The sequence below is a fragment of the Hymenobacter sp. DG25B genome (assembly GCF_000801315.1).
Lineage (GTDB): Bacteria > Bacteroidota > Bacteroidia > Cytophagales > Hymenobacteraceae > Hymenobacter.
Genome location: NZ_CP010054.1, coordinates 251,832 through 275,787, shown reverse-complemented (window position 1 = coordinate 275,787; position 23,956 = coordinate 251,832). Strand labels below are relative to the sequence as shown.

Genomic DNA, 23,956 nt, shown 5'->3' with positions numbered 1-23,956 from the left:
TAGGGCTTTACTCTGCGGCCGGCTGTTGGGAGGCCAGCACGGTTTCGGCCATGGCTTTCAGGTCCAGGTCATCTACCAGTCCATCACAGAGCGTGAGAATAGAAAACAGGTAGCGCTTTAGCTGTGCCGGGTCGGGGTGTGGTTGGCGCAGCGCGGCCTGCACCAGGTGCAACGATAAATCGGCGAGGAGAAGCTGCCGGCGGGCACCGGGAGCAGCCTCCTGGAGCGCGGCAGTTTCCGTGAGGGCGTGGGCCTGGTGAACCAGTTGCAGGATAGGCTCGTGCATGAGGAAAGGATAGTAATGGAGCCGGCAATTTTACCACCTGGCACCGGTTGTACCAAACCCTTTGTTCTGTTCCAGCCCAGCGGCAGCGCATGCTGGTTTTGCCGGTGGTCCGCCGCCGTAAGCTTCAGTCACTTGAAACCTTACCGGATTAGGTGATATTTTTGCCCCTCATGAGCAAGCTGAAGCCCGCCACTATCTATTTTGAGAATGCCGCCGGGCGCCTGCTGGAAGAGCCTGCTGGGTTTATGCGTACCATTTGGGGCAGCGGCCCCCGCCGGCCCGAAGATACCCGGGCTGTGTTTACGCACATGATGCTGGCCCTGCAGCGGCACGGCTGGAGCCGCATCCTGATTGACCAACGCCCGATGCAGCCCTTCACGGCGGAGGAGCAAACCTGGATAACCCAGGAGTGGATGCCCCGGGCGGTGTCCGAGGGCGGCTACCGCCACGGCGCGGTCATCGTTTCGCCCAATGTTATGGTGCGCCTGGCCACCGCCTATATTACCACCCAGGTAATGGGGCTGCCCCTGCAGTACCGCTCTTTCGAAACGGAGGCCGAGGCTCTGGCCTGGCTTCTGCAGCAGCCCGCCGCCCCGCAGCTGTAAGCTGCCCGCCCTGGGCCGGCTACTTGTGCCTGAGATACGCCGCCGGCACTACCCGGTAGGCGGGGTCCGTAGCGAAAATGCCTTTCAAAGACGCCACGTGCCGGCCCCCGATGATGGTAAGAATCCGGGCGCTGCCGGTAGCCAGCTGCGTGGTTACAATGTTGGAATACACCTTCAGGTCGCGGTTATAAAACACGGAAATGAACTCCGCCCCCACGTGGTGCGGGCTAATGAAGGCGGCATCTACCATGGGGTCGGGCTTTAGGGTGCCGTCGGTTACCCGGGCGGGGGTGCGGTACACCAGCGTGTGCAGCTGCTGCAGAAAAGCCGGACTGTTGAGAAAGGAGTACAGGCCGCCAAGCGTGATAGTGCCGCTTTCAAACTGCTCTACTACGGGCTTGTAAAACTGCCGGTGCTCTGCGGTGGCCTGCTCATACAGCGCCAGGTTAGTGCCCTGGTTTAGAATACTCTGCGAGGTGCCGCCCGGGGCGTTTACGCAATAAATGCGGCTGATGCCCAGGCGCTTGCCCAGCGCAAAGCCCAGCTGAAATACTTCCGAGCGCCCATCGGGGAGGCTATCCAGCATCAGCTGACCCTTCCGGTAGCGCTGGTACAGACTGTCGATGCGCGCCTGCTGCCCGGGTAGCTCTTCCACCATAATGGCATCGGGGCGGAAGCGCTGCAGCTGGTCCTGCAGGGCGCGCAACTCAGCCTGCCGCCGGGGCGTGAGCACATCCGTTTGGGGTTGATTTTGCTTGTAGAGTTGCCCCAGGTGGGGCGAGGCAAACAGCCATATTTCAGTGGGGCGCCCGGCAGTAGCCGTGGCGGGAGTAGGGGTGGGGGTATGCGCAGCCGTACAGCTAGCCAGGCCGGCCAAGCAGATCAAACCAGGTAATAATCGGGCCATAGGCAGGAATAGGGAAGGTGTATGGCCGGGAGGCGCTGCTTGCATCATCCGGTATCTACCCAGAGATGCTAAAAACGGACGGCAGGTTGCTAACTGCCCCGGAAATTTGCGGCCTCTTCCGCCTTTGCCTTGCTCTGCCAGCCGGCCTGCGCTACAGCTTCGTTCGAAACCCGCTTCCAGAACGGAAATAGCCCCCTCCCCGAGTTGTTGGGAAGGGGGCTATCAGCTACTTGGGCGTGCGCCGGTTAAGTGGGCGCCGGGCCGCTAGTCGGCCATGGCTGTCATCGATACGGAGCCCAGGCGGGCGGCGCGCTCCACCGTGGTGTGGATATCCAGGGTATAGCGGGTCACGTCTTTGCCCACTTTCACCACAAAGGCATATTCGCCATCGGGTAGCTCCTTCACGTTCAGCTTGCTCCCGAAGACGTGTTTGTTGGTGATCTTATCGTAGAGCACGGCGTTGTCGGCGAGGCGCACCACTTGCAGCTCGCCCTTTTGAAAGCGCGGGTTGCTCACGCGCACCAAGTAGGTAAAGTCGCCCACCTTATCCACGCAAACGGGCTGCGGACGGGCAGAGGACTGGGCCTGGGCGGCCTGGGCGAAACCCAGACTGGCGCAGGCGGCCACCAGAAGGAGGCGGGGAGCTTGTTTCAGGAGCGTTTTCATAGCGTGGTGTGGTAAAAAGGTTGGAAAAAACGGCTGCCCGCCCAACGGCGAAGCAGTATTTGTATGATGTATCATAGACACCGTTTTCCACACGCGGTTGCATATTATTTGTATATAATTCTCTGATTATAAGAAAGATGAATCAATAAAGGAACAATGCAATAAGGCGCCCGCCAACCCCGGTAGATGCCCTTTCAGCAGGCCGCTAAGCAACCGGCTGGGGTATCATGTTAAACACCAGTTATAAGTGAAAAACTCTCTTAATTATTGTATATTGAATATAATATTTATGATTAATACTTAGCTGGTTAGGGCCGGCTAAGGCCTGGGAAGTATTGTGCTGTTGCTATCCGCCGTTTCGCGCCTGCTCTGTTGAGCTTCTTTCTCTCTCCGTTCCCGGTTCGTGGTGTGCCTTTCCCCTCAGACCAGCCTGCGCTGGCTGCTGCGGGAGGCTTGTTGGCTGTCTTATTTCTATTTCTGCTTACCTAACCTGCTACGCCTATCCGCTATGAAAAACCTGTACTTACTTTTCCTGCTGGCTTTTGGAGTAGTTCCGCTGGCCTGGGGCCAGCAGCCTACTACTCCCGGCCCCGGGCAGCTGCTGCTGCACACTTGCCAGCCCGGCGGCGCCATGCAGCTGGTAGATATTCCCGCCACGTTTAAGTTTCCTCCCCGCACCGGCAGCGGGCGCGAGGCGCTTCCCCCGCAGGTGCGGATCATTTACCTAATCCCCACCGACCGGACCTACAACCCCACCTACGCCACGGCAATAGGCAACGCGGCCCTGCACGTGCAAAGCTTTTATCAGCAGCAAATGGGCAACACCAAAACCTTTACGCTGCGGGAGCCGGTGGTGGAAGTTTACCAGACCCCGCACGATGCGGCCTGGTACCAGACCAACCCCAATGGCAACAACTTTGCGCAGTTCTTCTATAATGTGGCCCAGGATGGGTTTGCGGCCGTGAACGGCATGTACTACGACCCGCAGAACGTGTACGTATTCTACATAGATGCCGAAGCGGCCTGCGGGCAGTGCGGTGGCTGCGGGGGTGGTGGAATAGTGGTGATGGATTCCAACGATTTCAAAGGCCTGCTCAACCTGCCTACCACCCGCTATTGCCCCACCGACCCCGAGCCGCCCCATTATGCGCCCTGCCTGTACGTGGGGCGCCTGGCGCACGAGATGGGCCATGCCTTTGGCCTGCCCCACCCTCCCGGCTGCGACGACGGCCTGCCCACCTGCGACTACAGCGACCTGCTGTATCTGGGCTATGTCGACTACCCCAACACCTACATTAGCCAGGCGGAGAAAGACACCCTCAACCAGAGCCCCTTCTTTACGCCGCAGCCTCTGAAAGTGCCGCCCACGGGCTGCGATGTGCTGACGAGTGCCCGCCGGCAGGCCGCTTCCATCATGCAGAGCATCAGCCCCAACCCGGCGCAGGGCACCGCCACGGTGCATTTGCGGGCCCTCAGCCGCAAAACCACGCTTACCCTAACCGATGCCCTGGGCCGGGAAGTGCGCCAATATCCGGTAGGTGCCCGGGCCACCGAGGCCACGCTGGACCTGCAGGGCTTAAACCCCGGGCTATACCTGCTGCGCACCGGCGCCAGCAGCCAACGCCTGCTGGTAAAATAAGTTGGGCCTGACGGGGCCGTGCGGCCGGTTTGCTGGTCACCTACTGGGAGTGAGTAGGTAGCACCCCTACAAAAACAAGGCAGGGTATCCGCTTTACGTGGATACCCTGCCTTGTTTTATGCCCATCCTGCTAAAGGAGTGGGAGGGAAGCTATTTGGTGTTCACAGCCGCTAGCGACACATTCTCCAGGTGTACTGTGCGCTCCGTTTCGGTTTGCAGGTTCAGCGAGTAGCGGGTTACGCCCTGGCCTACTTTCACCACCACGGCATATTCCCCATCCGTCAGCTGCTGCACGTTCAGCCGGCCGCCGAAGGTGGGCTTAAAGGTAGATTGGCTGTAGACAACGGCATTGTCGCTCAGCCGAACCACTTGCAGCCGGCTGCGTTGCCGCTGGGGGTTGCTGGCCCGCACTATATAAGTGAAGTCGTTTACTTTCAGCACACTGACGGCCGGCGCCTGGTTGGCAGTTTGGGCCTGAGCCGGCTGCGTAAAGCCAAGACCAGCGAAGGCGGCCACCAGCACCAGGCGGGAGGCTTTTTGGAGGAGTGTTTTCATAGCGTGGTAGGGTAAGGAGGTTGGATAAGGAAGCTGCGGCCCACGGCGTAGCGGGCAGCCCTTCCCGGTTGCCAGTAAGATTCGCAGCTCAGCTGAACGGTTGCCTGTGGGCTTATATATATTTTAATGATTATTGAAAAGATTCTATTAAAGCCGCTGTAAGCGGCTTTTTCACTGCCAACGCTCCCTCGCGGCCGCCCGGCCGCGGCCAGCCTCGAAAAAAAAATCACCAGTAAAAGCCGGATTTCTGCATTGCCCGGGTCAGGACTGTACGAAAACGGACAGTCTGCCTGATTACGGACGTTTTTTACGGAGTGGGTGTAGCTGATATTCGTTATAAATATGTGATAATCAATAACTTATAACATTGGCACGGGGCTTGGGTACTACTATACAGGTTCGCCGCAGTGATGTTCAGAAACGCACAGTACGGACCTGATCCAAACCAGCAATCATTCATCCACTCTCTTTCTCTTTTCAGCCATGTCACGCTTCACTTCCTCCTCCGCTCGTTCCCTGAAACCTTCTGCTTCGCTGTCGGCTGCTGCCCGCCGCCGTTTGGGACGCTTTGTTTACTAAGCGGCTCAGCGCCTGTCTTTTCTAAATCAAGTCAATTCACATTTTTCCTTTTTGAGTCATGAAACGTTTTGTTGCCTCCTCCGCCCTTTCTGTTCGTCCTGCTACTTCGCTTTCGGCTGCCGCCCGTCGTCGGTTGGGCCGGTTTGTTTACTAAGGCCAGGGTGGCTGCGGCCATGCGCCGCGCCGCGGCGCCTGCGTAGAACAGGAAATTACCAGATAGCCCCCTAAGGGGAATTAGCTCGGGTCTGATACCAACTTGGTTGGGTATCTGACCCGAACTGGTTTTAGGGCCGGGGCTAACCTATTCCGTTTTCCGGGGTGCTATGGGGGTTCCGGGAACTTTAGGGCGGGGACTGGCTAAAACGGCGGCGTTTTGGCGTGTTTTTTGAGCACTGTTGAGGTGCATTTTGCCTCCCTGTCCTTCACCGTTTGTGTATGCTGAAAATCTTCTCTCTCGCTGCCTTTTTGGTAGCAGCTATTCTGGGGCTTAGCGCTACGCCAGCCAGCGCCCAGGTTACCATCAACATTGGCCGCCCGGCGCCGCCCCCCGTCATTGTGGTGCGCGAAGTGCATCACCCCAAAAAGGCGAAAGGCCCTAAGCACTACTATTATCAGCCCCGCCCCGTGATGGTGGTGCCGGCCCGCCCCGTGTACTACGCCCCCCGCGGTGCCTACTATGGCGGCGGCCGTGGGCATGGAAAAGGGCACGGCAAGGGACGCCATTAGTAGCGGCCCGTTATCTATAAAAAAAAGGCTTCCACTGCGGTGGAGGTCTTTTTTGTTCCGGTATAGTGGCGGCTACGCGGCCTTGCTCAGCCTGGCAGCAGGTAGCCCCGGGCGGGCATCAGCCACCGCCACCCACCAGCCGGCAGGGCGCTTTGGTATTATATATTGATTTGATAATATCATCTTTTATCTTTCGCCAATACAACCTATTCCACACCACAAAACATGAAGAAATTCTATCTATCCGCGTTGCTCGCTCTGAGCATCTCATTCTCTTATGCGCAGGGCTTCGAAAGCGCGAAGCAAATCTTCGAAAGCCCCAAGTTGAAGACCGAAATTGCCAAGCACAAGACGGTAGCTATCCTGCCTTTCGAAACCAAAATCACCTACAAAAAGCAGCCGAAGAACTTCAGCGCCGAGGCAAACCGGGAGCAGGAGAAATCTATGTCGAAGTCCATCCAGGCTAGCTTGTACACCTTCCTGCTTCGCAAAGCCAACAACTACACCGTCACCTTCCAGGACGTAGACAAAACCAACATCCTGCTGAAGAAAGCCGGCGTAATGGATAAGCTGGATGAAATGACGCGCGACGAGCTGGCCAAAATCCTGGGCGTAGATGCCGTGCTGGGCGGCCGCTTTGAGCAGGAGCAGACCAAGTCAGATGGTGCCGCTATTGCTACGGCCCTGTTAATAGGCGGCATGGGCGGCAAAACCGGCACCGGCACGCTCTTCCTCCAGCTGAACGAAGGCAGCGACGGCGAACTGCTGTGGCGCTTCTTCAAGACCATGGATGATGGCATCGGCTCCTCCACCGACGACCTGGTAGAGCGCATGATGCGCAAGGTGTCGCGCAACTTCCCCTATGCTAAGTCTTAAGAGCTTTACACTTTAAAAGAAAAGGCCCGCAGATTTGCGGGCCTTTTCTTTTGAGGCATAAGTAAATACTCAGTTTTGTACGGTGCGAAAAAGTGCTAGAATGTCTTTTGGTATGAACTGAACTCTTTTGAGAGAAGCTGTTAATGCATCACGAGTAAGGTTTTTGCCAAACTCTTCATTAAATATTCCATACAGCTCCTTGCCTCTGCGTTGTAGAAACCATTGAGGGTATTCAATAACAAAGCCATTCGTAAACTCCACAGATATCTTTGTTGTCTCATGTGGTTTTAAATGAGGTATTTTGAGTTCAATATGTGATAGTAATGAATTTGCTATTTCTTGCACTTGTTGCTGGGTGAGGCCACGGAATTTTTCCTCGTCACCATTATGCAAACCATGTCTAATTATTGTATTAGGTATTGTTTTACCTGTTACTAATATTAATACAGGGTCAAGCATATAATTTTCAATACTATAACGCTCAAGCCTTATTATTCCTTCTGAAACTACATTGTCATTGTCCTTGTCAATTATACCTCTAATAGTGTTGCTGAGGCCTGCTGCACGTAACCCCTTGGACCAATGATGGACACTATTAACACCTGTACCAGTAACAAAAGATAAAGTAGCTTGACCTGCTAATGCCTTTTTATTAAGAAGTATACCGTAAAATGCCTCATAAAATGGTTTGTCATCTTTTCCTTCAATCAAAATTGTGCGTGTTGCGGGCATGACTAATACAATGCCTTCAGTCAGAGCTTCAATAATTTTTTCTTTTGATACAATAGGAATAATAGTAGTAGGGTCTTTCTTTAACTCATAAACTATACAATCAGATTCCTCTGGTGCTAATGCTACAGTTGAAGGGGAGTGAGTGGTCATAATGACCGTTACTCCATGTCGCTTGACAAGTACATCATATACAACCCGAAAGAACTGCTGGGTCATTGATGGATGTAGATGCGCATCGGGCTCATCTAACAGCAAAATGTCTTGATCAACTCCGCTCTCTTTAGCATAATACAGGAGCATCGCCAAAGACATCAATATTTTTTCTCCGGATGATAAGTCATAAAATTGCACTTCATATTCCTTAGTTATATGAGTGATATTTATAGTGAATGGTATACTCAATGACTCATTGAGTGGATCTTGAAGCACAAGAGCAATGCCCGCCGAATCAGGAGATGAAATTTTATATGGAAGATTAGAGGCTTCTATTGCCTCGTTAAGTATTTGCCATGGGGGAATGTTATCGAATGATACTAATCCCGCTTTCTCCCTTGCTAATCTTTTGTATTCGAAAAGAAAAAAAGTGAATCCTAGGCTAGCGCCATTTGCTGTGTGGTAATCCTCAAATAGAATGTGGTCTGGAAGATTTATGGAAATATCAAATGGTGTTATATCCTTTTCTTCTTTATTCAGGCTAGAACATAGAAATTGCCATATGCTAGGGGCTTTTGATTTGGCTAGATGATAAAAAGGACTGCTTGAATTTTTAGCTTCAATAAGCTCATTTAGTTGTTGCTCTTGTTCATATGTAAAATTACCATTATAGCTTGCTGGTGCCGATTTAGGTTTCTTAAAGCTATATATGGTATCAACTATTAACTTTAAGTCGCTATAGTTGACGCTTTGATTGCTTAGTGATATGTTGTTAAGATAATTTGCCCCTTGGCTGTATTTGTTAAATTTGAAATCATGGCCAAAGAAATTCTCAATTTCGGGTTGTCCATTCTTTTTTTTGCTAAAAGCATCATTGTATTCGGAAGAAATTACCTGGAGAAGCTGGCTTTTTCCTACGCCATTTAATCCAGTGATAATTGAAAGTGGTGCTATATTTTTCCATTCAAAAGGAGAAATAGATTTATAGGTTTTATTAAAAATTATTTCCATTTTTAAACACAATTGTCGATTTAAAATTGAATTACAACAAAAAAGGTGTGTCTGAAATATTTAAATATTTCAGACACACCTTTTAAAAAATGTCTTTTTCTTTTACGAACCACACGCCTCGCAGGCGTCCGGATTATCCAGGGAGCAGGCCATGGCGGCGGCCTGGTCGGCTACGTTCATGGGCTCCAGGGTTTCGGCGGCTTGCTTCTGCACCGTGAACTTGATGGCATCGGCGGCGGCTTTGGTGCGCAGGTAGTACATGCCGGTTTTCAGGCCCTTCTTCCAGCTGTGGAAGTGCATGCTGGTGAGCTTACCAAAGTTCACGTTCTGCACGTGCAGGTTCAGGCTCTGGCTCTGGCAGATGTAGGCGCCCCGGTCAGCGGACATATCAATAATGCGGCGCTGCGAAATCTCCCACACCGTTTTGTACAGGTCCTTGATGTGCTGCGGAATGTTGGGGATGTCCTGCACCGAGCCGTTGGCGGCAATGATGGCCGTCTTCATCTGGTCGTTCCAGATGCCCAGCTTCACCAGGTCCTTCAGCAGGTGCTTGTTCACCACCATAAACTCGCCGCTGAGCACGCGGCGCACGTAAATGTTGGAGGTATACGGCTCAAACGACTCGTTATTACCCAGAATCTGGGCCGTGCTGGCCGTAGGCATGGGCGCTACCAGCAGCGAGTTGCGCACGCCGTGCTCCATTACCTGCTGGCGCAGGGTATCCCAGTCCCAACGGCCCGAGTCGGGCGTTACGCCCCACAGATCAAACTGGAACTTGCCCTGGCTCAGGGGCGAGCCCTGGAAGGTTTCGTAGGCGCCGTCCTTCATGGCCAGGTCCTTGGAGGCCGTCATGGCCGCGAAGTAGATGGTTTCGAAGATGTCCTTGTTCAGTCCGCTGGCCTCGTCGCTCTCGAAGGGCATGCGCAGCGCAATGAACGTATCGGCCAGCCCCTGCACACCCAGCCCGATGGGGCGGTGGCGGCGGTTGCTGCGCTCCGCCTCGGGCACGGGGTAGTAGTTGATGTCAATTACCTTGTTCAGGTTCTTGGTGGCGTGGTACGTTACCTCGTACAGCTTGTCGTGGTCGAACATCACGGTGCCGTTTTCTTCTTTGAGGTAGCGCGGCAGCGCCAGGGAAGCCAGGTTGCACACCGCAATTTCGTTCTCGTCGGTGTACTCCATAATCTCGGTGCACAGGTTGGAGGACTTAATGGTGCCGAGGTTCTGCTGGTTGCTCTTGCTGTTGGCGGCGTCCTTGAACAGCATGTAGGGCGTGCCGGTCTCCTGCTGGCTTTCCAGAATAGAGAACCACAGCTCCTGCGCCTTAATGGTTTTGCGGCCGCGGCCTTCGCGCTCATACTTCTCGTAGAGGCGCTCGAAGTCCTTACCCCAGGTGTCGCCCAGGCCGGGGCACTCGTTGGGGCACATCAGCGTCCAGTCGGCGTTGGCTTCCACGCGCTTCATGAACAGGTCGGGCGTCCAGAGGGCGTAGAACAGGTCGCGGGCGCGGTTTTCCTCCTTGCCGTGGTTCTTCTTCAGATCCAGGAAGTCGAAGATATCGGCGTGCCAGGGCTCAATGTAGATGGCGAAGGCGCCTTTGCGCTTTCCGCCGCCCTGGTCTACGTAGCGGGCCGTGTCGTTAAACACTTTCAGCATCGGGATGATGCCGTTTGAGGTGCCGTTGGTGCCTTTGATGTAGGAACCGGTGGCGCGCACGTTGTGAATGCTCAGGCCAATGCCGCCGGCGCTCTGCGAAATCTGGGCGCAGTTTTTCAGCGTGTCGTAAATGCCCGTGATGGAGTCGTCCTTCATCGTGAGCAGGAAGCAGGAGCTGAGCTGGGGCTTGGGCGAGCCGGCGTTGAACAGCGTAGGCGTGGCGTGCGTGAACCACCGCTCGCTCATGAGGTTGTAGGTCTCAATAGCCGACTCCAGATCGTCCTTATGGATGCCAATGGCGACACGCATGAGCATGTGCTGGGGCCGCTCTACCACTTTGCCGTCTACGCGCAGCAGGTAGCTCCGCTCGAGGGTTTTAAAGCCGAAGTAGTCGTAGCTGTAGTCCCGGTCATAGATGATGGCCGAGTCCAGGGTAGCGGCGTGCTTGTGAATTACTTCCCACACGTCTTTGGCAATGAGGGAAGCGTTTTCGCCGGTTTTGGGGTCCTCGTAGGTGTACAGCCGCTTCATGGTGCTGCTGAACGACTTGGAGGTAACCTTGTGCAGGTTGCTCACGGCAATGCGCGCCGCCAGAATAGCGTAGTCGGGGTGCTTGGTGGTGAGCGAGGCGGCAGTTTCCGCGGCCAGGTTGTCCAGCTCTACGGTGGTTACGCCGTCGTAAATGCCATCAATGACCTTTTTGGCCACCTCCACCGGCGATACGAACATCATGTTAAGCCCGTAACAGAGCTTTTCAATGCGTGCCGTGACTTTGTCGAATTTCACGGATTCGCGGCGACCGTCGCGTTTGAGTACCAGCATAGACGTAGCAGGTTATGAGGTTGGATAGGATGGGGCTGCTCTGCGCAGAGCCAGCCGAAGGTTCTAACAAGAGGCGCAATCCGCCGCTCACGGAGCAGATTGATTCCGGAAGTTATTGGTCTTCCACGGGCAGGACAAACGTTCTTTTCAGAAGTTTTCCACATTGCCTTAAATCAGTGCAATTCAGCAGGTTTTTAATATCGGCGTGGGGCTATGTTGCCGGGGAAGGAGAGGAGAAATTCAGGTTGCGCGGGAGTGGGGAATTTGGTACAACAGGGTAGGGCGGGAGGGGCAAATGCTAGAAAACTAAAAGCTAGTTCCCCTCCTCAGATGAGGAGGGGCTAGGGGTGGTTGACCAATCGTTGTTTATTTTGGACATCTAACTCTGTCTGCCATGTCGGATACTCGCCACGTTCATAATCACCCGCATCAGAAAAGCACCCGGCGGGAATTGCGGAACAACCTTACCCCTGCCGAGGCCACCTTGTGGCGGGCACTTCAGCGCAGCCAGCTAGGCGGCCGGAAATTCCGCCGACAGCACAGCATCGGACCCTATATCGTTGACTTCTACTGCGCCTCTGAAAAGCTGATTGTGGAACTGGATGGTGCCGGGCATTACACGGCAAGCGGCGAAGCACACGATGTGGAAAGAACAGCTTACCTGACGGGGCTAGGGCTGCGGGTGTTGCGGTTTGAGAATCAGCTGGTGCTGGCGCAACTGGATGGTGTGCTGGCAGGAATTGCAGCGGCTTATGGTACTGATGATGTTGTTCAACGATTATCAACCACCCCTAACCCCTCCTCAGCTGAGGAGGGGAACTAGTTTTTAGTTTTCTTAGCTCTAGCTGTAGAATGAAAAAGCCCCGCGGCAGAATTGTCGCGGGGCTTTTTTTGCTTGTTGAATTGGATGGCTTAAAAATCCTCGTCCAGCGAAAAGGCGTTTTCGGTACGCTCACTCATGACGCCGGCTTTCTGGTACTCGGCTACGCGCTTCTCGAAGAAGTTGGTTTTGCCCTGCAGGGAAATCATTTCCATGAAGTCGAAGGGGTTGGTGGCGTTGTAGATTTTGCTGTAGCCCAGGCTTTGCAGCAGGCGGTCGGCCACAAACTCGATGTACTGCGACATGGCCTTGGCATTCATGCCAATCAGGTTCACGGGCAGGGCATCGGTTACAAACTCCTGCTCAATGGTTACGGCGTCGCGGATGATGGCGTGCACGCGGGCCTCGGGCAGCTTGTTTACCAGGTACTTCTCGTAGAGCAGGCAGGCAAAGTCGCAGTGCAGGCCCTCGTCGCGGCTGATGAGCTCGTTGCTGAAGGTGAGGCCCGGCATGAGGCCGCGCTTCTTCAGCCAGAAAATGGAGCAGAACGAGCCCGAGAAGAAAATGCCTTCTACGGCTGCGAAGGCAATGATGCGCTCGGCAAAGTCTTCGGAGTTAATCCACTTCAGGGCCCACTCGCCTTTCTTCTTCACGCAGGGAACGGTTTCCAGCGCGTTGAAGAGGCGGTCCTTTTCCTTGGGGTCTTTGATGTAAGTGTCAATCAGCAGGGAGTAGGTTTCCGAATGGATGTTTTCCATCATGATCTGGAAACCGTAGAAGCAGCGCGCCTCGGGCATCTGCACTTCCTGCATGAAGTTCACGGCCAGGTTCTCATTCACAATGCCATCGGAGGCAGCGAAGAAGGCCAGCACGTGGCTGATGAAGTGTCGCTCCCCATCGTTGAGGGCTTCCCAGTCCTTCTGGTCCTGGCTCAGGTCGATTTCCTCGGCCGTCCAGAAGGAGGCTTCGGCTTTCTTGTACATCTGCCACACCGTATCGTGCTGAATGGGGAACAGAACAAAGCGGTTGGGATTTTCGACGAGCAAAGGTTCCATAGCAGGCAAGGTTTGAGTAGCGAATTAAGACCGGAACAGCCGGGGAAGTCGTGGTTTTCAACTTCGTGGCAACCGGAATGTTTTGGAATATCCGGCGGGCAGTTGCCAACCCCGGAGCATCAAATATAAACCGCAGTTTCGGGAGCCGCGCCCCCCGAACCCGTTTTTTCTCTGTTAATTTTTGTGTATGCCCCGAATGTTGTCCACAACGGCAAAAGCTGGAAAATACCCCGAGAAATACCAAAAAGCAGGGATTTTACAAAAGTTATCCACAAATGAGGTGTGGACAATCATAATTATCCACAAAAATGTTATTCGCGTGCTCTGTGCGGGAGCCTCCTAAGTAGGGCGGAGGGGGCCGGGACGGGTTGGGCTAATGATGATTAACGAGTTAGGTTTGGAATTGTAGATTCGTACTTGTACTTTTGCCTTCCATTTTTCAGAAACCGCGAAGACGCCGATGTACGCAATCGTCAACATAGCTGGCAAGCAGACCAAGGTCGAAGCCAATAAATTTGTATACGCTCACCGACTGGCCGGCAACGTCGGCGACAAGGTGGAGTTGGGCAAAGCCCTGCTGACCGATGACAACGGTACGCTGACCATCGGCGCGCCCTTGCTGGACGTAGCCGTAACGGGTACTATTCTGGAGCACGTAAAGGGTGATAAAGTCCTGGTGTTCAAGAAGAAGCGCCGTAAGGGATACAAGAAGCTGAACGGTCACCGTCAGCAGTTCACCAAAGTAATGATCAACAGCATCGGCTAAGGAAAGCGGTAAGCTAGCGGCCTCTGGCCAGTAGCTTTCTCTTCCCGGCTGGGCTTTCCTCAGACCATCAGCTAGCAGCCAACCGCTGGTAGCTAAAAGTTCAAAATACCATGGCACATAAGAAAGGCGTAGGCTCTTCCAACAACGGCCGCGAGTCGCATTCCAAGCGTCTGGGCGTGAAAATCTTCGGTGGCCAGGCCATCATTTCCGGCAACATCATCGTGCGTCAGCGTGGCACCAAGCACCACCCTGGCCAGAACGTGGGTATTGGTAAGGACCACACCCTGTTCGCTATGATTGATGGTACCGTGCAGTTCCGCAAGGGCCGCAAAGACCGTTCGTTCGTATCGGTAGTACCTGCAGAGGTAGACGCTGCTGAGGTGCACACCTCAGCTACGGAGTCGGCTGAAGACAACAAGTAAGCTTTTTTAGCTTCGCTCTTTCAGAAAGGGACTGTCCGCAAGGGCTGTCCCTTTTTGCGTTGCGGTGAGAGGTGGATTTCTATTTGACCCTTAAATAACTCAGTTAACCTTTAACATCTGTCATCCTGAGCCCAGCGAAGGACCTTCTCACGTGTGAACATTTGTCGTAACAACGACTCGTTCAGCGGTGAGAAGGTCCTTCGCTTTGCTCAGAATGACAGAGGATGATGGAGTTCAGGGTCTTTATGCCGAGGTGCTGCTTAAGGCGTAGAGCACGGGTTTGCTGGGGCTGGCATCCAGCTCCAGGCTGGTGATTTGCAGGTTGAGCAGGTAGAGGCCGTCTTCTACTTCATCGGGAACGAAGATGAGCTCCGTGATGGTGGCCTGCTGTCGGGTGGTGTGCGGGTACTGCCAGAAGGCGTGGTGGGCCAGCAGCTGGCCGGCATCTTCTTCCCGGTCTACGCTGGGCAGATCAAGCAGCAGGTGCTCGATGTGGTGCTCAGCCAGGTAGTGCGCCAGAGCGGGCTCCAGATAAGTGGGGTTGGTACCGGAGTACTGGCGGGTGCGCTTGGACTTGTGGTTGGGGAGCGTGCGCAGAATCAGGGCTTCGGGGCGAATGGCGGCATCAGATCCGGAGTTCAGCTCGCGCAGCACGTCAGATAGCATGACCACCTCGTCGCCGTTGGGCTGGGGGCGGGGCTGCACCGATACCAGCCGGGCCACGAACAGAAAGCGGCGCAGGCAACGGTTGAGCGTGGCTGCCGGATCGGGGGAGATGTGGCCGTAGCATTCGGTGTGGGTGCCGTTGCCGTGGGGCGTTACGTGTACGCGCTTGTAGTTGGTGCTACCCCCATCGGCCACGCTGCCCACAAAGCTGCCCACCCGAATAACATCAAACTGCACCGGCTCGGCCCAGAAGCAATTCACCTGGTTTTCGCCGGGAGCCAGCGGCAGGGAAATATCCAGCGGGGCGGTGGGGTTGAAGGTGAAGGTGCGGTTTTGGTAGGGGTAGGTGGCGAGCATAGGAGCGGTGGCGGAATGAGGAAGCTGCAAAGTAACAGAACGTCATGTCGAGCGCAGTCGAGACATCTCGCTAGTGTGGTATACCACTGCAACGAAGTGGTAGAGATGCTTCGACTGCGCTCAGCAGGACAGTTACTGTGGCAACATCAGCACGCGAGATGTCTCGACTGCGCTCGACATGACAGTCTTTTTTTGTAAAGATGTTCTTTGCCCAGCAATGACGGGAGCGAGATGCTTCGACTGCGCTCAGCATGACGACCGAGTTACTTGATTATTCTAACTCTCAACAGCCTCAATTACAGAATTATCGGAAGCGGGGCTTCGGCGTTGGTGCCGGTGGCTTGGGCTTCGGCCAGCCGATTTAAAATATGGCTGATTTCGTGGGCGTGGCTGAGAATCATGAAGTGGCCGCCACCCTGGATAAGATAATCTACGGGAGCGGGGCCGGGTGGGAATACCCGGTCTTTCGTGCCCAGAATCTGCAGGCAGCGGCCGGTATCGGTGCTGTCCCAGTGCAGGAGCCGGTCGATGGCCCAGCGGGTGTAGCGGGGCTCCATGTCGTTGAGAATCTCCTTGAATAGCTGATATTCTTCGCCGTTCCGGACTCCAAAATACCACTGACCCGCACGGGGAAACAGCTTCAGCAACTGGGGCGGAACCAGCTTATATACCCTAGAGGCCCGGATAGCACGCAGCAACGGGGGCAGGCAGCTGGCATCGGGGATGCTGGATATCAAAACGGCCTGCGCCAGCGGCCGCAGGCGACAGAGCTCCAGCGCCACCACTCCGCCAAACGACACGCCCACCACCAGACAAGGCTGCGTGGAATCCACTAATTCGGCTATGCGGGCCACGTAATGCGGCAGACTCTCGTCCTGCAGAGGCGTGAGCCAGGGCAGCACCTGTACCGGACCCCGTAGCAGCGGCAGCAGGTTGCGAAAAACCCGCTCATCGGCGCCCAGCCCAGGAATCAGGTACATCATAGCGGCAGGCTTATGACTCGAGGCGCAGGTAGATATCTTCGAGGTAAAAGATGTTGTGCGGCATGGCTTCCTCGTCGTCCTCGTCGGTGTCGGCAGGGTAGGTGCAGGAAAGCTTCAGGGCCACATCGGGCAGCACCACAGGCGGAACCTCTTCGGTGTTGTACTCCAGCAGGCAGGGCCAGTCGGTTACGGTGGCCAGGGCATCGGCTACCTGTTCCTGCAGGGCCTCGGCGCGCGGACCAGCCAGGCGCAGAATCACATCAAGCGCCTGAAACTCCAGGCCCAGGTGGAAAAAATGCAGGTCGTCGTCGAACACCGTGGTAGCCCACAGGGTCACGTCGTTGGTGTTGTCGAAGACAATGGCGGTGAGCTGAACGTGCTCGACAAAGAAGTCGGCATCATCCACGAGGGCATCAATCAGGCGGTTCATTGCCTCAATGTACGGGAAAACCGGACGCGACGTACGGCCAATTTTCCAGGGATTGAAGGCCAATGCGTTGCCCCGCCGGCTTACTCCTGAAACAGCTCCAGCGTAATCTGGTCGGCCAGCAGCTTGCCTTGGTCCGTGAGCTGCAGCACTTCCCGATGGATGGTGGCCTGCCCGGTGGCCTGGAGCTGTTGCAGGTAGGCCGCGTGGGTGCCGAGCAGGTCTACGCCCAGGTGCTGGCGCAGGTGGCGCAGGTCGCAGCCCTGGGCGGTGCGCAGGCTGGTCATCAGGTACTCGTTGGCGCGGTTGGTGGGGGAGAGTATTTCCACGGTGGCGGGCACCTGCAGGCGCTCCAGCACGGCAGCCACGTATTGCGGGTTGTTGGCCACGGTATACTGCCGGCTGCTGCCGTTGAAGGAGTGGGCGCTGGGACCCAGGCCCAGGTACGGCACCCCGCGCCAGTAGGCGGAGTTGTGGCGCGACTCGCGGCCAGGCTGGCAGAAGTTGCTGATTTCGTACTGCTGGTAGCCGTGGGCGCGCATCTGGGTGAGCAGCAGCTCAAACTGCTGGGCCACAAACTCATCGGGCGGGGCCTTAAACGTGCCTTTTTTCAGCTGATGCCCGAACACCGTGCCGGGCTCAATGGTAAGGGCGTAGCAGGAAAGGTGCGGCACCTGCAGGGCAAATGCCCGGGCCATGTCCTGCTCCCAGATGCTATGGTCGGGGGCGGGCACGCCGTAAATCAGATCCACTGATATATTCTCGAAGCCGGCGTCCTGCGCCAGCCGCACAGCCGTTTCCGATTCGACGGCGGAGTGGGCGCGGTTCATCAGCCGCAGGTGGGGCTCGTGGAAGCTCTGCAGGCCGATGCTGAGGCGGTTGATGGGGGAGGCGGCCAGCTCCCGCACTTTCAGGGCCGTGAGGTCGTCGGGGTTGGCTTCCAGGGTAATTTCTGCCCCTTCTGCTACCCGGAAATGGCGGTGAATTTCCTCCAGAATGAAATCCAGCTCAGCGGCCGTGAGCAGGGAAGGCGTGCCGCCGCCGAAGTAGATAGTGTCCAGCACGGCATCCGGCCCCAGGTAGTCGCGGCGCAGGGCTAGTTCCTGGCCAATGGCTTCTACCAGGCGACTTTTCAGCGCCAGGGAGGTGCTGAAATGGAAGTCGCAGTAGTGGCAGGCCTGCTTGCAGAAGGGAATATGGAGGTAGAGTCCGGGCATGAAGCAATCCGCAGCGGCCAGGCAGGGTGCCTGGGGCGTTGCGGGGTACAAAGATAACGCTTGGGCCGGGGAGAATGGGGGCGGCAGGGTATAGGCGCTTCGCCTCATTTGCCGGCAAGAATCAGCAGATCCGTGGTGACGGCACCGTTCTGGCCGGGCGTCGTCAGGCGCTGCACTTTGATGTTCCTGAACCCACTTTCGGTAAGGGCTTCCAGAAGATAATCGGCCTGATGGAAATACATGTACAAAGCCTCGCCGGAACTGGAATACTGCAGGCCCGATTTGCTATAGTCATCCTCCATGGTGCTGATATACAGCGTGCCATCTTCGGTCAGCAGCACGGCCGCATCGTGAATGAGCTTTACAGCTTCTTCTTTGGAAAGATAGGGCAGGAAAAAGCCGCACATTATGGCATCATACTGCCGGCCAAGCTGGCTGATATTCCGGCCGTCCAGTAGTTGAAATTCCACCGTGGGGTTATTCTGCCGGGCCAGCGCCAGCATGTTCGGGGCCAGGTCTATACCCAGGAGGCGGAAATCGGGGCGTTGGCCGAGCAGGTACTGGGTGATGTTGCCGGGGCCGCAGGCAATTTCCAGAATGGCTGGGTTGGGCTTAGCCACGCGGCGGCAAAAAGCGTCGAAGGAAGCATGATACTGCTCCTGTTGCATGTACTTGGCCTGGTACTGATTGGCCAGCTTATCGAACAAGGCGACGGCAGCGGCGTTGTGGTCCATAAGGTGGAGGCGTTGAGGATGGTATATAAATGGGTGCTTACTGGGCTGCCAGCTAAACCCGCTCGCCGAGGCTAGGAATTCATTCGGCTGAAGTGCATATACCAGTTCCACTCCCAGGATTCACCGTTGTCAGCAGAAAAAGCCTGACTCCACACCGGGTTTTCTTTGTCCCGGGCATCCCACCGGAACACAACCAGAATTTCCCGGCCATCAAAAATGTCCTTGGCGAAGAAATGGGCAACGTCCTGATCGAAGGAGCCAACCACGGGCGGGTCTAACCGGCCGGCGTTGGAATCAGCCCAATAGATGCTCCAGAGCCGGGTAGTAGGGTTGAAAAGTCTGACCGACATTCCTTCAAATGGCACACCATCAAACGTAGCCAGGTAGTTGTCGATGTTTCCCAGGCCCTGTAAAACCCGATGCATCTCCTGCGTCGATTCAAACTCTACCCATTCAGTACAGTTCGCTAACCGGGATTTCAACTTGCGGTTATGCAGCTTCCACTGGCCTTCATAAAAATCAAAGTCATGTTTGGAAGAGGTAGCCGAGGCGGTAATGAGCAGTTCGCCGGTGGAGGTAAAGCTTACTTCAGGAATTTCAATAGGATTGATGGCTCGGGGCATTTTTAGTAGTTGAGAATAGGATGGCTACAAAACGCGGCAATATAGTCTAGTCCTCACATCAGCTGCCTGTCTGGATACAGATTCAGTATTTCCCGGCGCTGTCTTGTTGTTCCTGGCACGAAACCGCCGGTTTTGCGTTTACTTGCCGTCATGGCTGCGCGCTTACTGCTTTTTCTGGGATGCTGCTGGCTGCTATTGAGTAGCCCCGGCAGCGCGTGGGCGCAAATTTCGCCGGCAGCACCCAACGTGCCGGGACTGGCTACTCCACCACTGCCTCCTAAAACCACTCCTGACACTACCCGCCAGCGGACCGCTGTGCAGGCGCGGCCACGCACATTGGTGCTGGAAACAGAAGCCGCCGACCAGCCCGTGATGCGGCGCTACCGCTACCGCCGCCTGCTCCCTGATTCCCTGGCCGTGCTGCGCGAAGTGCGGGCCCTGGTGCTCAGCCTGCAGAACGATGCCTACCTCACCGCCTCCGCCGACACGCTGCAGTGGCAGGCTGATACCGTACGGGTGCGCCTGTACGTGGGGGAGCCCTTCCGCTGGGCCCGTCTGCGCAACGGCAACCTCGGCGACGCCCTGCTAACCCGCGCCGGCTACCGGGAGCGGTTCTTCACCAACAAGCCCTTTGTGCCCGCCGACTGGGTGCGCCTGCAGCAGCGTATTCTCTCGGAAGCCGAAAACCAGGGCTACCCCTTCGCCACCGTGCGCCTGGATTCCCTGCAGTTCACGGACCGGGAAATAGCCGGCCGCGTAGTGCTGGACCGCGGTCCGGTGGTGTATTTCGACTCCCTGCAGCTAGTGGGCGCCACCAAAACCCGCAAGCAGTTCCTGATGCGGTACCTGCAGATTCTGCCCAACCAGCCCTACAGTCAGCAGCGCGTGGATGCCGCTACCCGCCTGTTGAAACAGCTGCCGTATCTGCGCGTGAAGGCGGCGCCCGAGGTGCGCTTTGCCCAAAGCAAGGCCCGCGTGTACCTGCTGCTGGAAGACCGGCCCGCCAATCAGTTCGATGCCATTGTGGGCGTGCTGCCCAACCCTGCCCCGGGGCCCACGCAAAAGCGCGTGCAACTCACCGGCGACGTAACCATTAACCTGCGCAACCTGCGCGGGGCGGCAAGCAGCTGGGCCTGCAGTGGCGCAAGGTAGATGCCCTCTCGCAGCTGCTGGATGCGCAGTACGTGCACCCGGGGTTCTTCGGCACGCCACTGGAAGTGAGTGGCAGCTTCAATTTATACCGACAGAACGAGGCGTTTCAAACCATCCGGCCACGGGTGCAGGTCACCTACCCCACGGCCAATGCCGGGCGCATTGCTTTTTTTACCGAGCGACGTGGCTCCCGCCTGCTGGCCGATTCCACCTTCCGCCAGCGCACCACGCTGCCCCAGAACATCGACACCGAATACAATTCCTACGGCCTCGATTACAGCTGGAATACGCTGGATGACCTGTACTTCCCCCGCCAGGGCCTGCTGGTAGCAGCACAGGCCGCCATCGGTAACAAGCGCATCTTCAAAAACTCCGAGTTGAATGACACGCTCTACCAACGCCTGCCCCTGCGCACTACGCAAACCACCCTGGGCCTGCGCGCGGAGCAGTATTTTCGGGCGGGCCGCAACGGTGTGGTGCTTACCCGGGTGCGCGGCGAGGCGCTGCTCAACCAGCGCCTGTTCCTCAACGACCTGTTCCGCCTGGGCGGCCTCAATACCCTGCGCGGCTTCAACGAGCTGAACTTCTACGCCAACCGCTACGCCGTGGGCACCGTGGAGTTCCGGCAGTACACCGGCCAGGATGCGTACGTTTTTCTGTTCGCTGATCAGGGCGTGTTGCAGCAGAATGTGGTAGGCGCCCAGTCAACCAACAATCCCACCGGCTTGGGGGCTGGCCTGAGCTTTCGCACCGGGGCCGGCGTATTCCAGTTTGTGTATTCCGTGGGCCGGACCCGTGGGCAGATATTGTCCTTAAATGCCTCCAAAATTCACTTCGGTATTACCAGCCGGTTTTAGCCTGAACTTCTATCCGGGCAAAGAAAAACCCGCTGCGGTGGTCCGCGGCGGGTTTTCAGTAAGCTATAAGCGGCTCGACTTTACTTTAGAGCCGCTTTCAGGTCGCTGGCGGCCAGGTCCTGGGCTTCGCGGGCCTGCGGCACTACGGCATCCATGCCAAAGAATTCGTGCGTCACGTTGGGATAGAGTTTGTAGTTAACGGAGACGCCGGCCGCCTCCAGTTTGTCGGCTAACGTCTTGCCTTCGCTCATCAGGGGGTCGATGCCCGCACCAATAATGGTAGTTGGCGGCAGGCCCTTCAGATTAGCATCAACCAAGTTAATCATCGGGTTTTTACCATCGGCCGCGCTACGTAAATAGTACTTGAAGAACCACTCCATAAAAGGCTTGTTTAGCGGCTTCGACATGACGTGTTCCTTGTAAGAAGGGGTGTTCACGTCGTAGCCGGCTATGGGGAAAACAAGCACCTCATACTTGGGCATTTGTACGCCTTTGTCGCGGGCCATCATGCTTACGGCAGCAGCCAGATTGCCGCCGGCGCTTTCACCCGCCACTGCCACCCGGTTGGGGTCGCCTTTAAAGGAAGCCGCATTCTTCAGCACCCACTGGTAGGCAGCAAAGGAGTCGTTGTGGGCCGTAGGGAATTTGTGCTCCGGGGCTTGCCGGTAGGCCACCGATACTACAATGGCGTTAGTTTTGGCAGCCAGGGCTCGCGCCGAGGCGTCATACGTGTCCAGGTTGGCAATTACCCAGCCGCCCCCGTGGTAGTATACAATAACGGGCAAGGTGCCCGTAGCGCCCCGAGGGGTGTAGATGCGGACTTTCACGCCCGCTTGCACCATCTGGCTCATTGTATCTACGCCGGTATGGGTCATGGGGATGTTGTATTTCGTCATCACGGCCTGCAAAGCGTCCTTAAAGGAAGGTGCCTTGCGTACCTGGGCTGGGGTTAGCTTATGCGGCGGGGTAGGGCCGCTTAGGCTGTCGAGCTTCTCTATAACGGCCAGCATTTCCGGCGCTATGTTAGGGGCCCAGGCGGGAGGCGGCCCGGTAGGTTTCACATCGGCCATGCCGGCGGTATTCCCCGCGTTGGTTGTGGCACTATTATTTGCGTCAGGGGTAGTAGTAGTCTGGTCCGCAGTGGATTTGGTGTCCGTGCTGCAGGATGTGAAAGCCAGACCGGCCACCAAGGCGGGGGTTAGCCAGAAGATTTTTTTCAGAGAGGTAGTGACGGGTTGTTTCATTCGGTTGTGGCGAAAAGGTTAGTGAGAAGCTCAACAGGAGTAAGCTTCTACGTAAAATTTTTAAGAATAAGTTGTATAGAACGGCAATGGTGCTCGATGGGATACAACACCAGCAAAAAAATGCTCCTGAGTATCAGGCGAAAAGCCTGCCCTTGAGGTATTCTTTGGGTTTGGCTGTGCTTTTTCCAAAAAGCCTCGTACATTTGCAGAACCAAACAGTGCGGGGTGGAGCAGTTGGTAGCTCGTTGGGCTCATAACCCAAAGGTCACTGGTTCGAGTCCAGTCCCCGCTACCTAAAAGGGCGTTTCCAATACGGAAGCGCCCTTTTTCTTTTTCAAGGGTACGCATGGAGTTACACGTACCTTTAGCTGACACTGGCCTGATAGCGCGCCAGGGCTTCCAGGCAAAAACTAGTTGTTATTTCTTCCGAGCCCCATCCTTGTAAGAGTTTCGGCCCGCCGTAGTAAAACAGCCACCGTGGCCACTCTCCGTAGGTGCTCTGGCTGTTCAAGATATAGTGAATAGCCCGGTGCAGCTCAGGGCCCTGGTAGTTTAGGTTAATCAGGGTAGTAGCCGCAATGGCCGTGTCGAATAAAGATTTACCCAACTGTCCGCTTGGTTGAGCTGTGGCCCGAATCCGCTCCAGGATGAGTGGCCGGGCAGGCGCCAGCTTCTGTACCCCCTGCTGATATACGCGCGAGAGTAAATAGTAGATTGTGAACGGGTTGCGGTACCATTTGTCGCAATCTGCCTCCCGGCCCTCAGCAATAATCCGCAGCAGCTCCGTGATAATAGGCTGGGTTTCTTCTACATCGCCCAGGTAGTAGAGTATATTGGTATTGATACCCATATCCACATCAGCCCGGGTGCATTCGTTGGCCCGCCAAAACAGCAGGCTGGTGATGGGATGCAGCACCTCCCGGGCCGCTACGCGCCAGTGGGTGCGGTTGGGTTGCCAGCGCGGACGCACCAAAAACCAGGTATAAAACAAGCCCTGTCGGGTCCGGTTAGCCAGCAGCAGAGGGATGTTAGTAGGGCTAGGACAGTTGATGCCGCGGGCGCGCATGAATGCTGATGCGTAAGCCAGGCTGTCGGTGTCGTAGGGCACCATGGAGTGCCAGGGATGACGGTTGGAAAAAACGGGCCATACGCCACCCCGGTGCATCTGGTACTGGAGGTAGCGGGTGGCCTGGGTAAGCATCTCTTCCGTTTCCGGTCGGCCGCTCAGCGGTAGCAGACACGAGGCCACAACCATGGTGGCGAATACGGTGCTGTCAGTAACGCACCAGCCCTGCATCGGCTCATCGGCGGCAATGTAGCAGCAGAACTCCCCATTAGGATACTGGTGCTGTTGTAAATAGCTCAACCCCAGGTTTATGGATTGAGCAATCCGTGCGGGTGCGATATCCATCGTAGCAAG

At 56.0% G+C, this 23,956-nt stretch carries 24 protein-coding genes and 1 tRNA gene; 10 read left to right on the top strand and 15 right to left on the bottom strand.

All coding sequences use genetic code 11. The annotated features are described in order from the left end of the window. Positions 1–7: 7 nt before the first annotated feature. Positions 8–286, bottom strand: coding sequence for a hypothetical protein (locus tag PK28_RS01180; protein ID WP_044510560.1), 279 nt, complete (start codon positions 284–286; stop codon positions 8–10). A gap of 170 nt (positions 287–456) precedes the next feature. Here PK28_RS01180 and PK28_RS01175 point away from each other — a divergent pair, with 170 nt between their 5' ends. Then, entirely contained in the window at positions 457–891 is a 435-nt protein-coding gene (locus tag PK28_RS01175) for a SpoIIAA family protein (RefSeq protein WP_044510557.1), read from the top strand. A 19-nt stretch (positions 892–910) separates the two neighbouring features. Here PK28_RS01175 and PK28_RS01170 read toward each other — a convergent pair whose 3' ends face one another. Together PK28_RS01170 and PK28_RS01165 are read right to left on the bottom strand one after the other, a co-directional pair. Further along, positions 911–1,798, bottom strand: coding sequence for a DUF5694 domain-containing protein (locus PK28_RS01170; protein ID WP_156126188.1), 888 nt, complete (start codon positions 1,796–1,798; stop codon positions 911–913). Between the two features lie 264 nt (positions 1,799–2,062). Beyond that, complete coding sequence (locus PK28_RS01165; protein ID WP_044510555.1) at positions 2,063–2,464, bottom strand: hypothetical protein; 402 nt, start codon at positions 2,462–2,464, stop codon at positions 2,063–2,065. Positions 2,465–2,972: 508 nt separating this feature from the next. On the opposite strand from PK28_RS01165, the gene PK28_RS01160 reads away from it, so the two are divergent. Further along, positions 2,973–4,103 (top strand): T9SS type A sorting domain-containing protein, encoded by a 1,131-nt coding sequence (locus tag PK28_RS01160; RefSeq protein WP_044510553.1) that lies wholly within the window; start codon positions 2,973–2,975, stop codon positions 4,101–4,103. Between the two features lie 150 nt (positions 4,104–4,253). Here the strand turns inward: PK28_RS01160 and PK28_RS01155 are convergent, their stop codons facing one another. Beyond that, positions 4,254–4,658, bottom strand: a complete 405-nt coding sequence (locus PK28_RS01155) for a hypothetical protein (RefSeq protein WP_044510551.1) — start codon at positions 4,656–4,658, stop codon at positions 4,254–4,256. 1,014 nt (positions 4,659–5,672) lie between these two features. Between PK28_RS01155 and PK28_RS19480 the strand changes: the two genes are divergently transcribed. Then, positions 5,673–5,963 (top strand): hypothetical protein, encoded by a 291-nt coding sequence (locus tag PK28_RS19480; protein ID WP_052430506.1) that lies wholly within the window; start codon positions 5,673–5,675, stop codon positions 5,961–5,963. A 225-nt stretch (positions 5,964–6,188) separates the two neighbouring features. Next, positions 6,189–6,839 carry a hypothetical protein gene (locus tag PK28_RS01145; RefSeq protein ID WP_044510549.1) on the top strand — a complete coding sequence of 217 codons (651 nt, stop codon included), beginning with the start codon at positions 6,189–6,191 and terminating at the stop codon, positions 6,837–6,839. Positions 6,840–6,908: 69 nt separating this feature from the next. Here PK28_RS01145 and PK28_RS19795 read toward each other — a convergent pair whose 3' ends face one another. Together PK28_RS19795 and PK28_RS01135 are read right to left on the bottom strand one after the other, a co-directional pair. Continuing rightward, on the bottom strand, positions 6,909–8,735 hold the full coding sequence (locus PK28_RS19795; protein ID WP_071885030.1) for an AAA family ATPase: 1,827 nt from the start codon (positions 8,733–8,735) through the stop codon (positions 6,909–6,911). Positions 8,736–8,837: 102 nt separating this feature from the next. Then, complete coding sequence (locus PK28_RS01135; protein WP_044510545.1) at positions 8,838–11,213, bottom strand: ribonucleoside-diphosphate reductase subunit alpha; 2,376 nt, start codon at positions 11,211–11,213, stop codon at positions 8,838–8,840. 394 nt (positions 11,214–11,607) lie between these two features. Between PK28_RS01135 and PK28_RS01130 the strand changes: the two genes are divergently transcribed. Further along, positions 11,608–12,036 (top strand): endonuclease domain-containing protein, encoded by a 429-nt coding sequence (locus PK28_RS01130; protein WP_044510543.1) that lies wholly within the window; start codon positions 11,608–11,610, stop codon positions 12,034–12,036. Positions 12,037–12,125: 89 nt separating this feature from the next. On the opposite strand, the gene PK28_RS01125 is transcribed toward PK28_RS01130, so the two are convergent. Next, complete coding sequence (locus PK28_RS01125) at positions 12,126–13,088, bottom strand: ribonucleoside-diphosphate reductase small subunit (protein WP_071885029.1); 963 nt, start codon at positions 13,086–13,088, stop codon at positions 12,126–12,128. 460 nt (positions 13,089–13,548) lie between these two features. Between PK28_RS01125 and rplU the strand changes: the two genes are divergently transcribed. Beyond that, entirely contained in the window at positions 13,549–13,854 is a 306-nt protein-coding gene (rplU, locus tag PK28_RS01120) for a 50S ribosomal protein L21 (RefSeq protein ID WP_044510541.1), read from the top strand. A gap of 110 nt (positions 13,855–13,964) precedes the next feature. Next, positions 13,965–14,276, top strand: a complete 312-nt coding sequence (gene rpmA, locus PK28_RS01115; RefSeq protein ID WP_044510540.1) for a 50S ribosomal protein L27 — start codon at positions 13,965–13,967, stop codon at positions 14,274–14,276. A 243-nt stretch (positions 14,277–14,519) separates the two neighbouring features. Here the strand turns inward: rpmA and PK28_RS01110 are convergent, their stop codons facing one another. The 6 genes from PK28_RS01110 to PK28_RS20050 form a co-directional block, all read right to left on the bottom strand. Beyond that, a complete protein-coding gene (locus PK28_RS01110) occupies positions 14,520–15,299 on the bottom strand; it encodes a cyclase family protein (protein ID WP_044510538.1) in 780 nt (259 codons plus the stop codon). A gap of 296 nt (positions 15,300–15,595) precedes the next feature. Next, complete coding sequence (locus tag PK28_RS01105; RefSeq protein WP_044510536.1) at positions 15,596–16,282, bottom strand: alpha/beta fold hydrolase; 687 nt, start codon at positions 16,280–16,282, stop codon at positions 15,596–15,598. A gap of 10 nt (positions 16,283–16,292) precedes the next feature. Further along, positions 16,293–16,712, bottom strand: coding sequence for a hypothetical protein (locus PK28_RS01100; RefSeq protein ID WP_156126187.1), 420 nt, complete (start codon positions 16,710–16,712; stop codon positions 16,293–16,295). An 80-nt stretch (positions 16,713–16,792) separates the two neighbouring features. After that, a complete protein-coding gene (hemW, locus tag PK28_RS01095; protein WP_044510533.1) occupies positions 16,793–17,926 on the bottom strand; it encodes a radical SAM family heme chaperone HemW in 1,134 nt (377 codons plus the stop codon). 104 nt (positions 17,927–18,030) lie between these two features. Next, positions 18,031–18,660 carry a class I SAM-dependent methyltransferase gene (locus PK28_RS01090; RefSeq protein WP_044510531.1) on the bottom strand — a complete coding sequence of 210 codons (630 nt, stop codon included), beginning with the start codon at positions 18,658–18,660 and terminating at the stop codon, positions 18,031–18,033. 71 nt (positions 18,661–18,731) lie between these two features. Then, positions 18,732–19,283, bottom strand: a complete 552-nt coding sequence (locus tag PK28_RS20050) for a hypothetical protein (protein ID WP_082016898.1) — start codon at positions 19,281–19,283, stop codon at positions 18,732–18,734. 150 nt (positions 19,284–19,433) lie between these two features. Between PK28_RS20050 and PK28_RS01080 the strand changes: the two genes are divergently transcribed. Further along, entirely contained in the window at positions 19,434–20,435 is a 1,002-nt protein-coding gene (locus PK28_RS01080) for a POTRA domain-containing protein (protein ID WP_156126186.1), read from the top strand. Next, positions 20,411–21,292, top strand: coding sequence for a BamA/TamA family outer membrane protein (locus tag PK28_RS01075; protein WP_082016897.1), 882 nt, complete (start codon positions 20,411–20,413; stop codon positions 21,290–21,292). Before PK28_RS01080 ends, PK28_RS01075 begins: the two co-directional genes overlap by 25 nt. Before the next feature lie 80 nt (positions 21,293–21,372). Here PK28_RS01075 and PK28_RS01070 read toward each other — a convergent pair whose 3' ends face one another. After that, entirely contained in the window at positions 21,373–22,536 is a 1,164-nt protein-coding gene (locus PK28_RS01070) for an alpha/beta hydrolase (RefSeq protein ID WP_044510525.1), read from the bottom strand. 219 nt (positions 22,537–22,755) lie between these two features. Between PK28_RS01070 and PK28_RS01065 the strand changes: the two genes are divergently transcribed. Further along, positions 22,756–22,828 (top strand) — tRNA-Met (locus PK28_RS01065). A gap of 72 nt (positions 22,829–22,900) precedes the next feature. Here the strand turns inward: PK28_RS01065 and PK28_RS01060 are convergent. Then, complete coding sequence (locus PK28_RS01060) at positions 22,901–23,947, bottom strand: hypothetical protein (protein ID WP_156126185.1); 1,047 nt, start codon at positions 23,945–23,947, stop codon at positions 22,901–22,903. Positions 23,948–23,956 lie beyond the last annotated feature (9 nt).

Bases quoted from the DNA above. Each gene is read 5' to 3' on its own strand.
- PK28_RS01180 (WP_044510560.1), bottom strand. From the start codon at position 286: ATGCACGAGCCTATCCTGCAACTGGTTCACCAGGCCCACGCCCTCACG.
- PK28_RS01175 (WP_044510557.1), top strand. From the start codon at position 457: ATGAGCAAGCTGAAGCCCGCCACTATCTATTTTGAGAATGCCGCCGGG.
- PK28_RS01170 (WP_156126188.1), bottom strand. From the start codon at position 1,798: ATGGCCCGATTATTACCTGGTTTGATCTGCTTGGCCGGCCTGGCTAGC.
- PK28_RS01165 (WP_044510555.1), bottom strand. From the start codon at position 2,464: ATGAAAACGCTCCTGAAACAAGCTCCCCGCCTCCTTCTGGTGGCCGCC.
- PK28_RS01160 (WP_044510553.1), top strand. From the start codon at position 2,973: ATGAAAAACCTGTACTTACTTTTCCTGCTGGCTTTTGGAGTAGTTCCG.
- PK28_RS01155 (WP_044510551.1), bottom strand. From the start codon at position 4,658: ATGAAAACACTCCTCCAAAAAGCCTCCCGCCTGGTGCTGGTGGCCGCC.
- PK28_RS19480 (WP_052430506.1), top strand. From the start codon at position 5,673: ATGCTGAAAATCTTCTCTCTCGCTGCCTTTTTGGTAGCAGCTATTCTG.
- PK28_RS01145 (WP_044510549.1), top strand. From the start codon at position 6,189: ATGAAGAAATTCTATCTATCCGCGTTGCTCGCTCTGAGCATCTCATTC.
- PK28_RS19795 (WP_071885030.1), bottom strand. From the start codon at position 8,735: ATGGAAATAATTTTTAATAAAACCTATAAATCTATTTCTCCTTTTGAA.
- PK28_RS01135 (WP_044510545.1), bottom strand. From the start codon at position 11,213: ATGCTGGTACTCAAACGCGACGGTCGCCGCGAATCCGTGAAATTCGAC.
- PK28_RS01130 (WP_044510543.1), top strand. From the start codon at position 11,608: ATGTCGGATACTCGCCACGTTCATAATCACCCGCATCAGAAAAGCACC.
- PK28_RS01125 (WP_071885029.1), bottom strand. From the start codon at position 13,088: ATGGAACCTTTGCTCGTCGAAAATCCCAACCGCTTTGTTCTGTTCCCC.
- rplU (WP_044510541.1), top strand. From the start codon at position 13,549: ATGTACGCAATCGTCAACATAGCTGGCAAGCAGACCAAGGTCGAAGCC.
- rpmA (WP_044510540.1), top strand. From the start codon at position 13,965: ATGGCACATAAGAAAGGCGTAGGCTCTTCCAACAACGGCCGCGAGTCG.
- PK28_RS01110 (WP_044510538.1), bottom strand. From the start codon at position 15,299: ATGCTCGCCACCTACCCCTACCAAAACCGCACCTTCACCTTCAACCCC.
- PK28_RS01105 (WP_044510536.1), bottom strand. From the start codon at position 16,282: ATGATGTACCTGATTCCTGGGCTGGGCGCCGATGAGCGGGTTTTTCGC.
- PK28_RS01100 (WP_156126187.1), bottom strand. From the start codon at position 16,712: ATGAACCGCCTGATTGATGCCCTCGTGGATGATGCCGACTTCTTTGTC.
- hemW (WP_044510533.1), bottom strand. From the start codon at position 17,926: ATGCCCGGACTCTACCTCCATATTCCCTTCTGCAAGCAGGCCTGCCAC.
- PK28_RS01090 (WP_044510531.1), bottom strand. From the start codon at position 18,660: ATGGACCACAACGCCGCTGCCGTCGCCTTGTTCGATAAGCTGGCCAAT.
- PK28_RS20050 (WP_082016898.1), bottom strand. From the start codon at position 19,283: ATGCCCCGAGCCATCAATCCTATTGAAATTCCTGAAGTAAGCTTTACC.
- PK28_RS01080 (WP_156126186.1), top strand. From the start codon at position 19,434: ATGGCTGCGCGCTTACTGCTTTTTCTGGGATGCTGCTGGCTGCTATTG.
- PK28_RS01070 (WP_044510525.1), bottom strand. From the start codon at position 22,536: ATGAAACAACCCGTCACTACCTCTCTGAAAAAAATCTTCTGGCTAACC.
- PK28_RS01060 (WP_156126185.1), bottom strand. From the start codon at position 23,947: ATGGATATCGCACCCGCACGGATTGCTCAATCCATAAACCTGGGGTTG.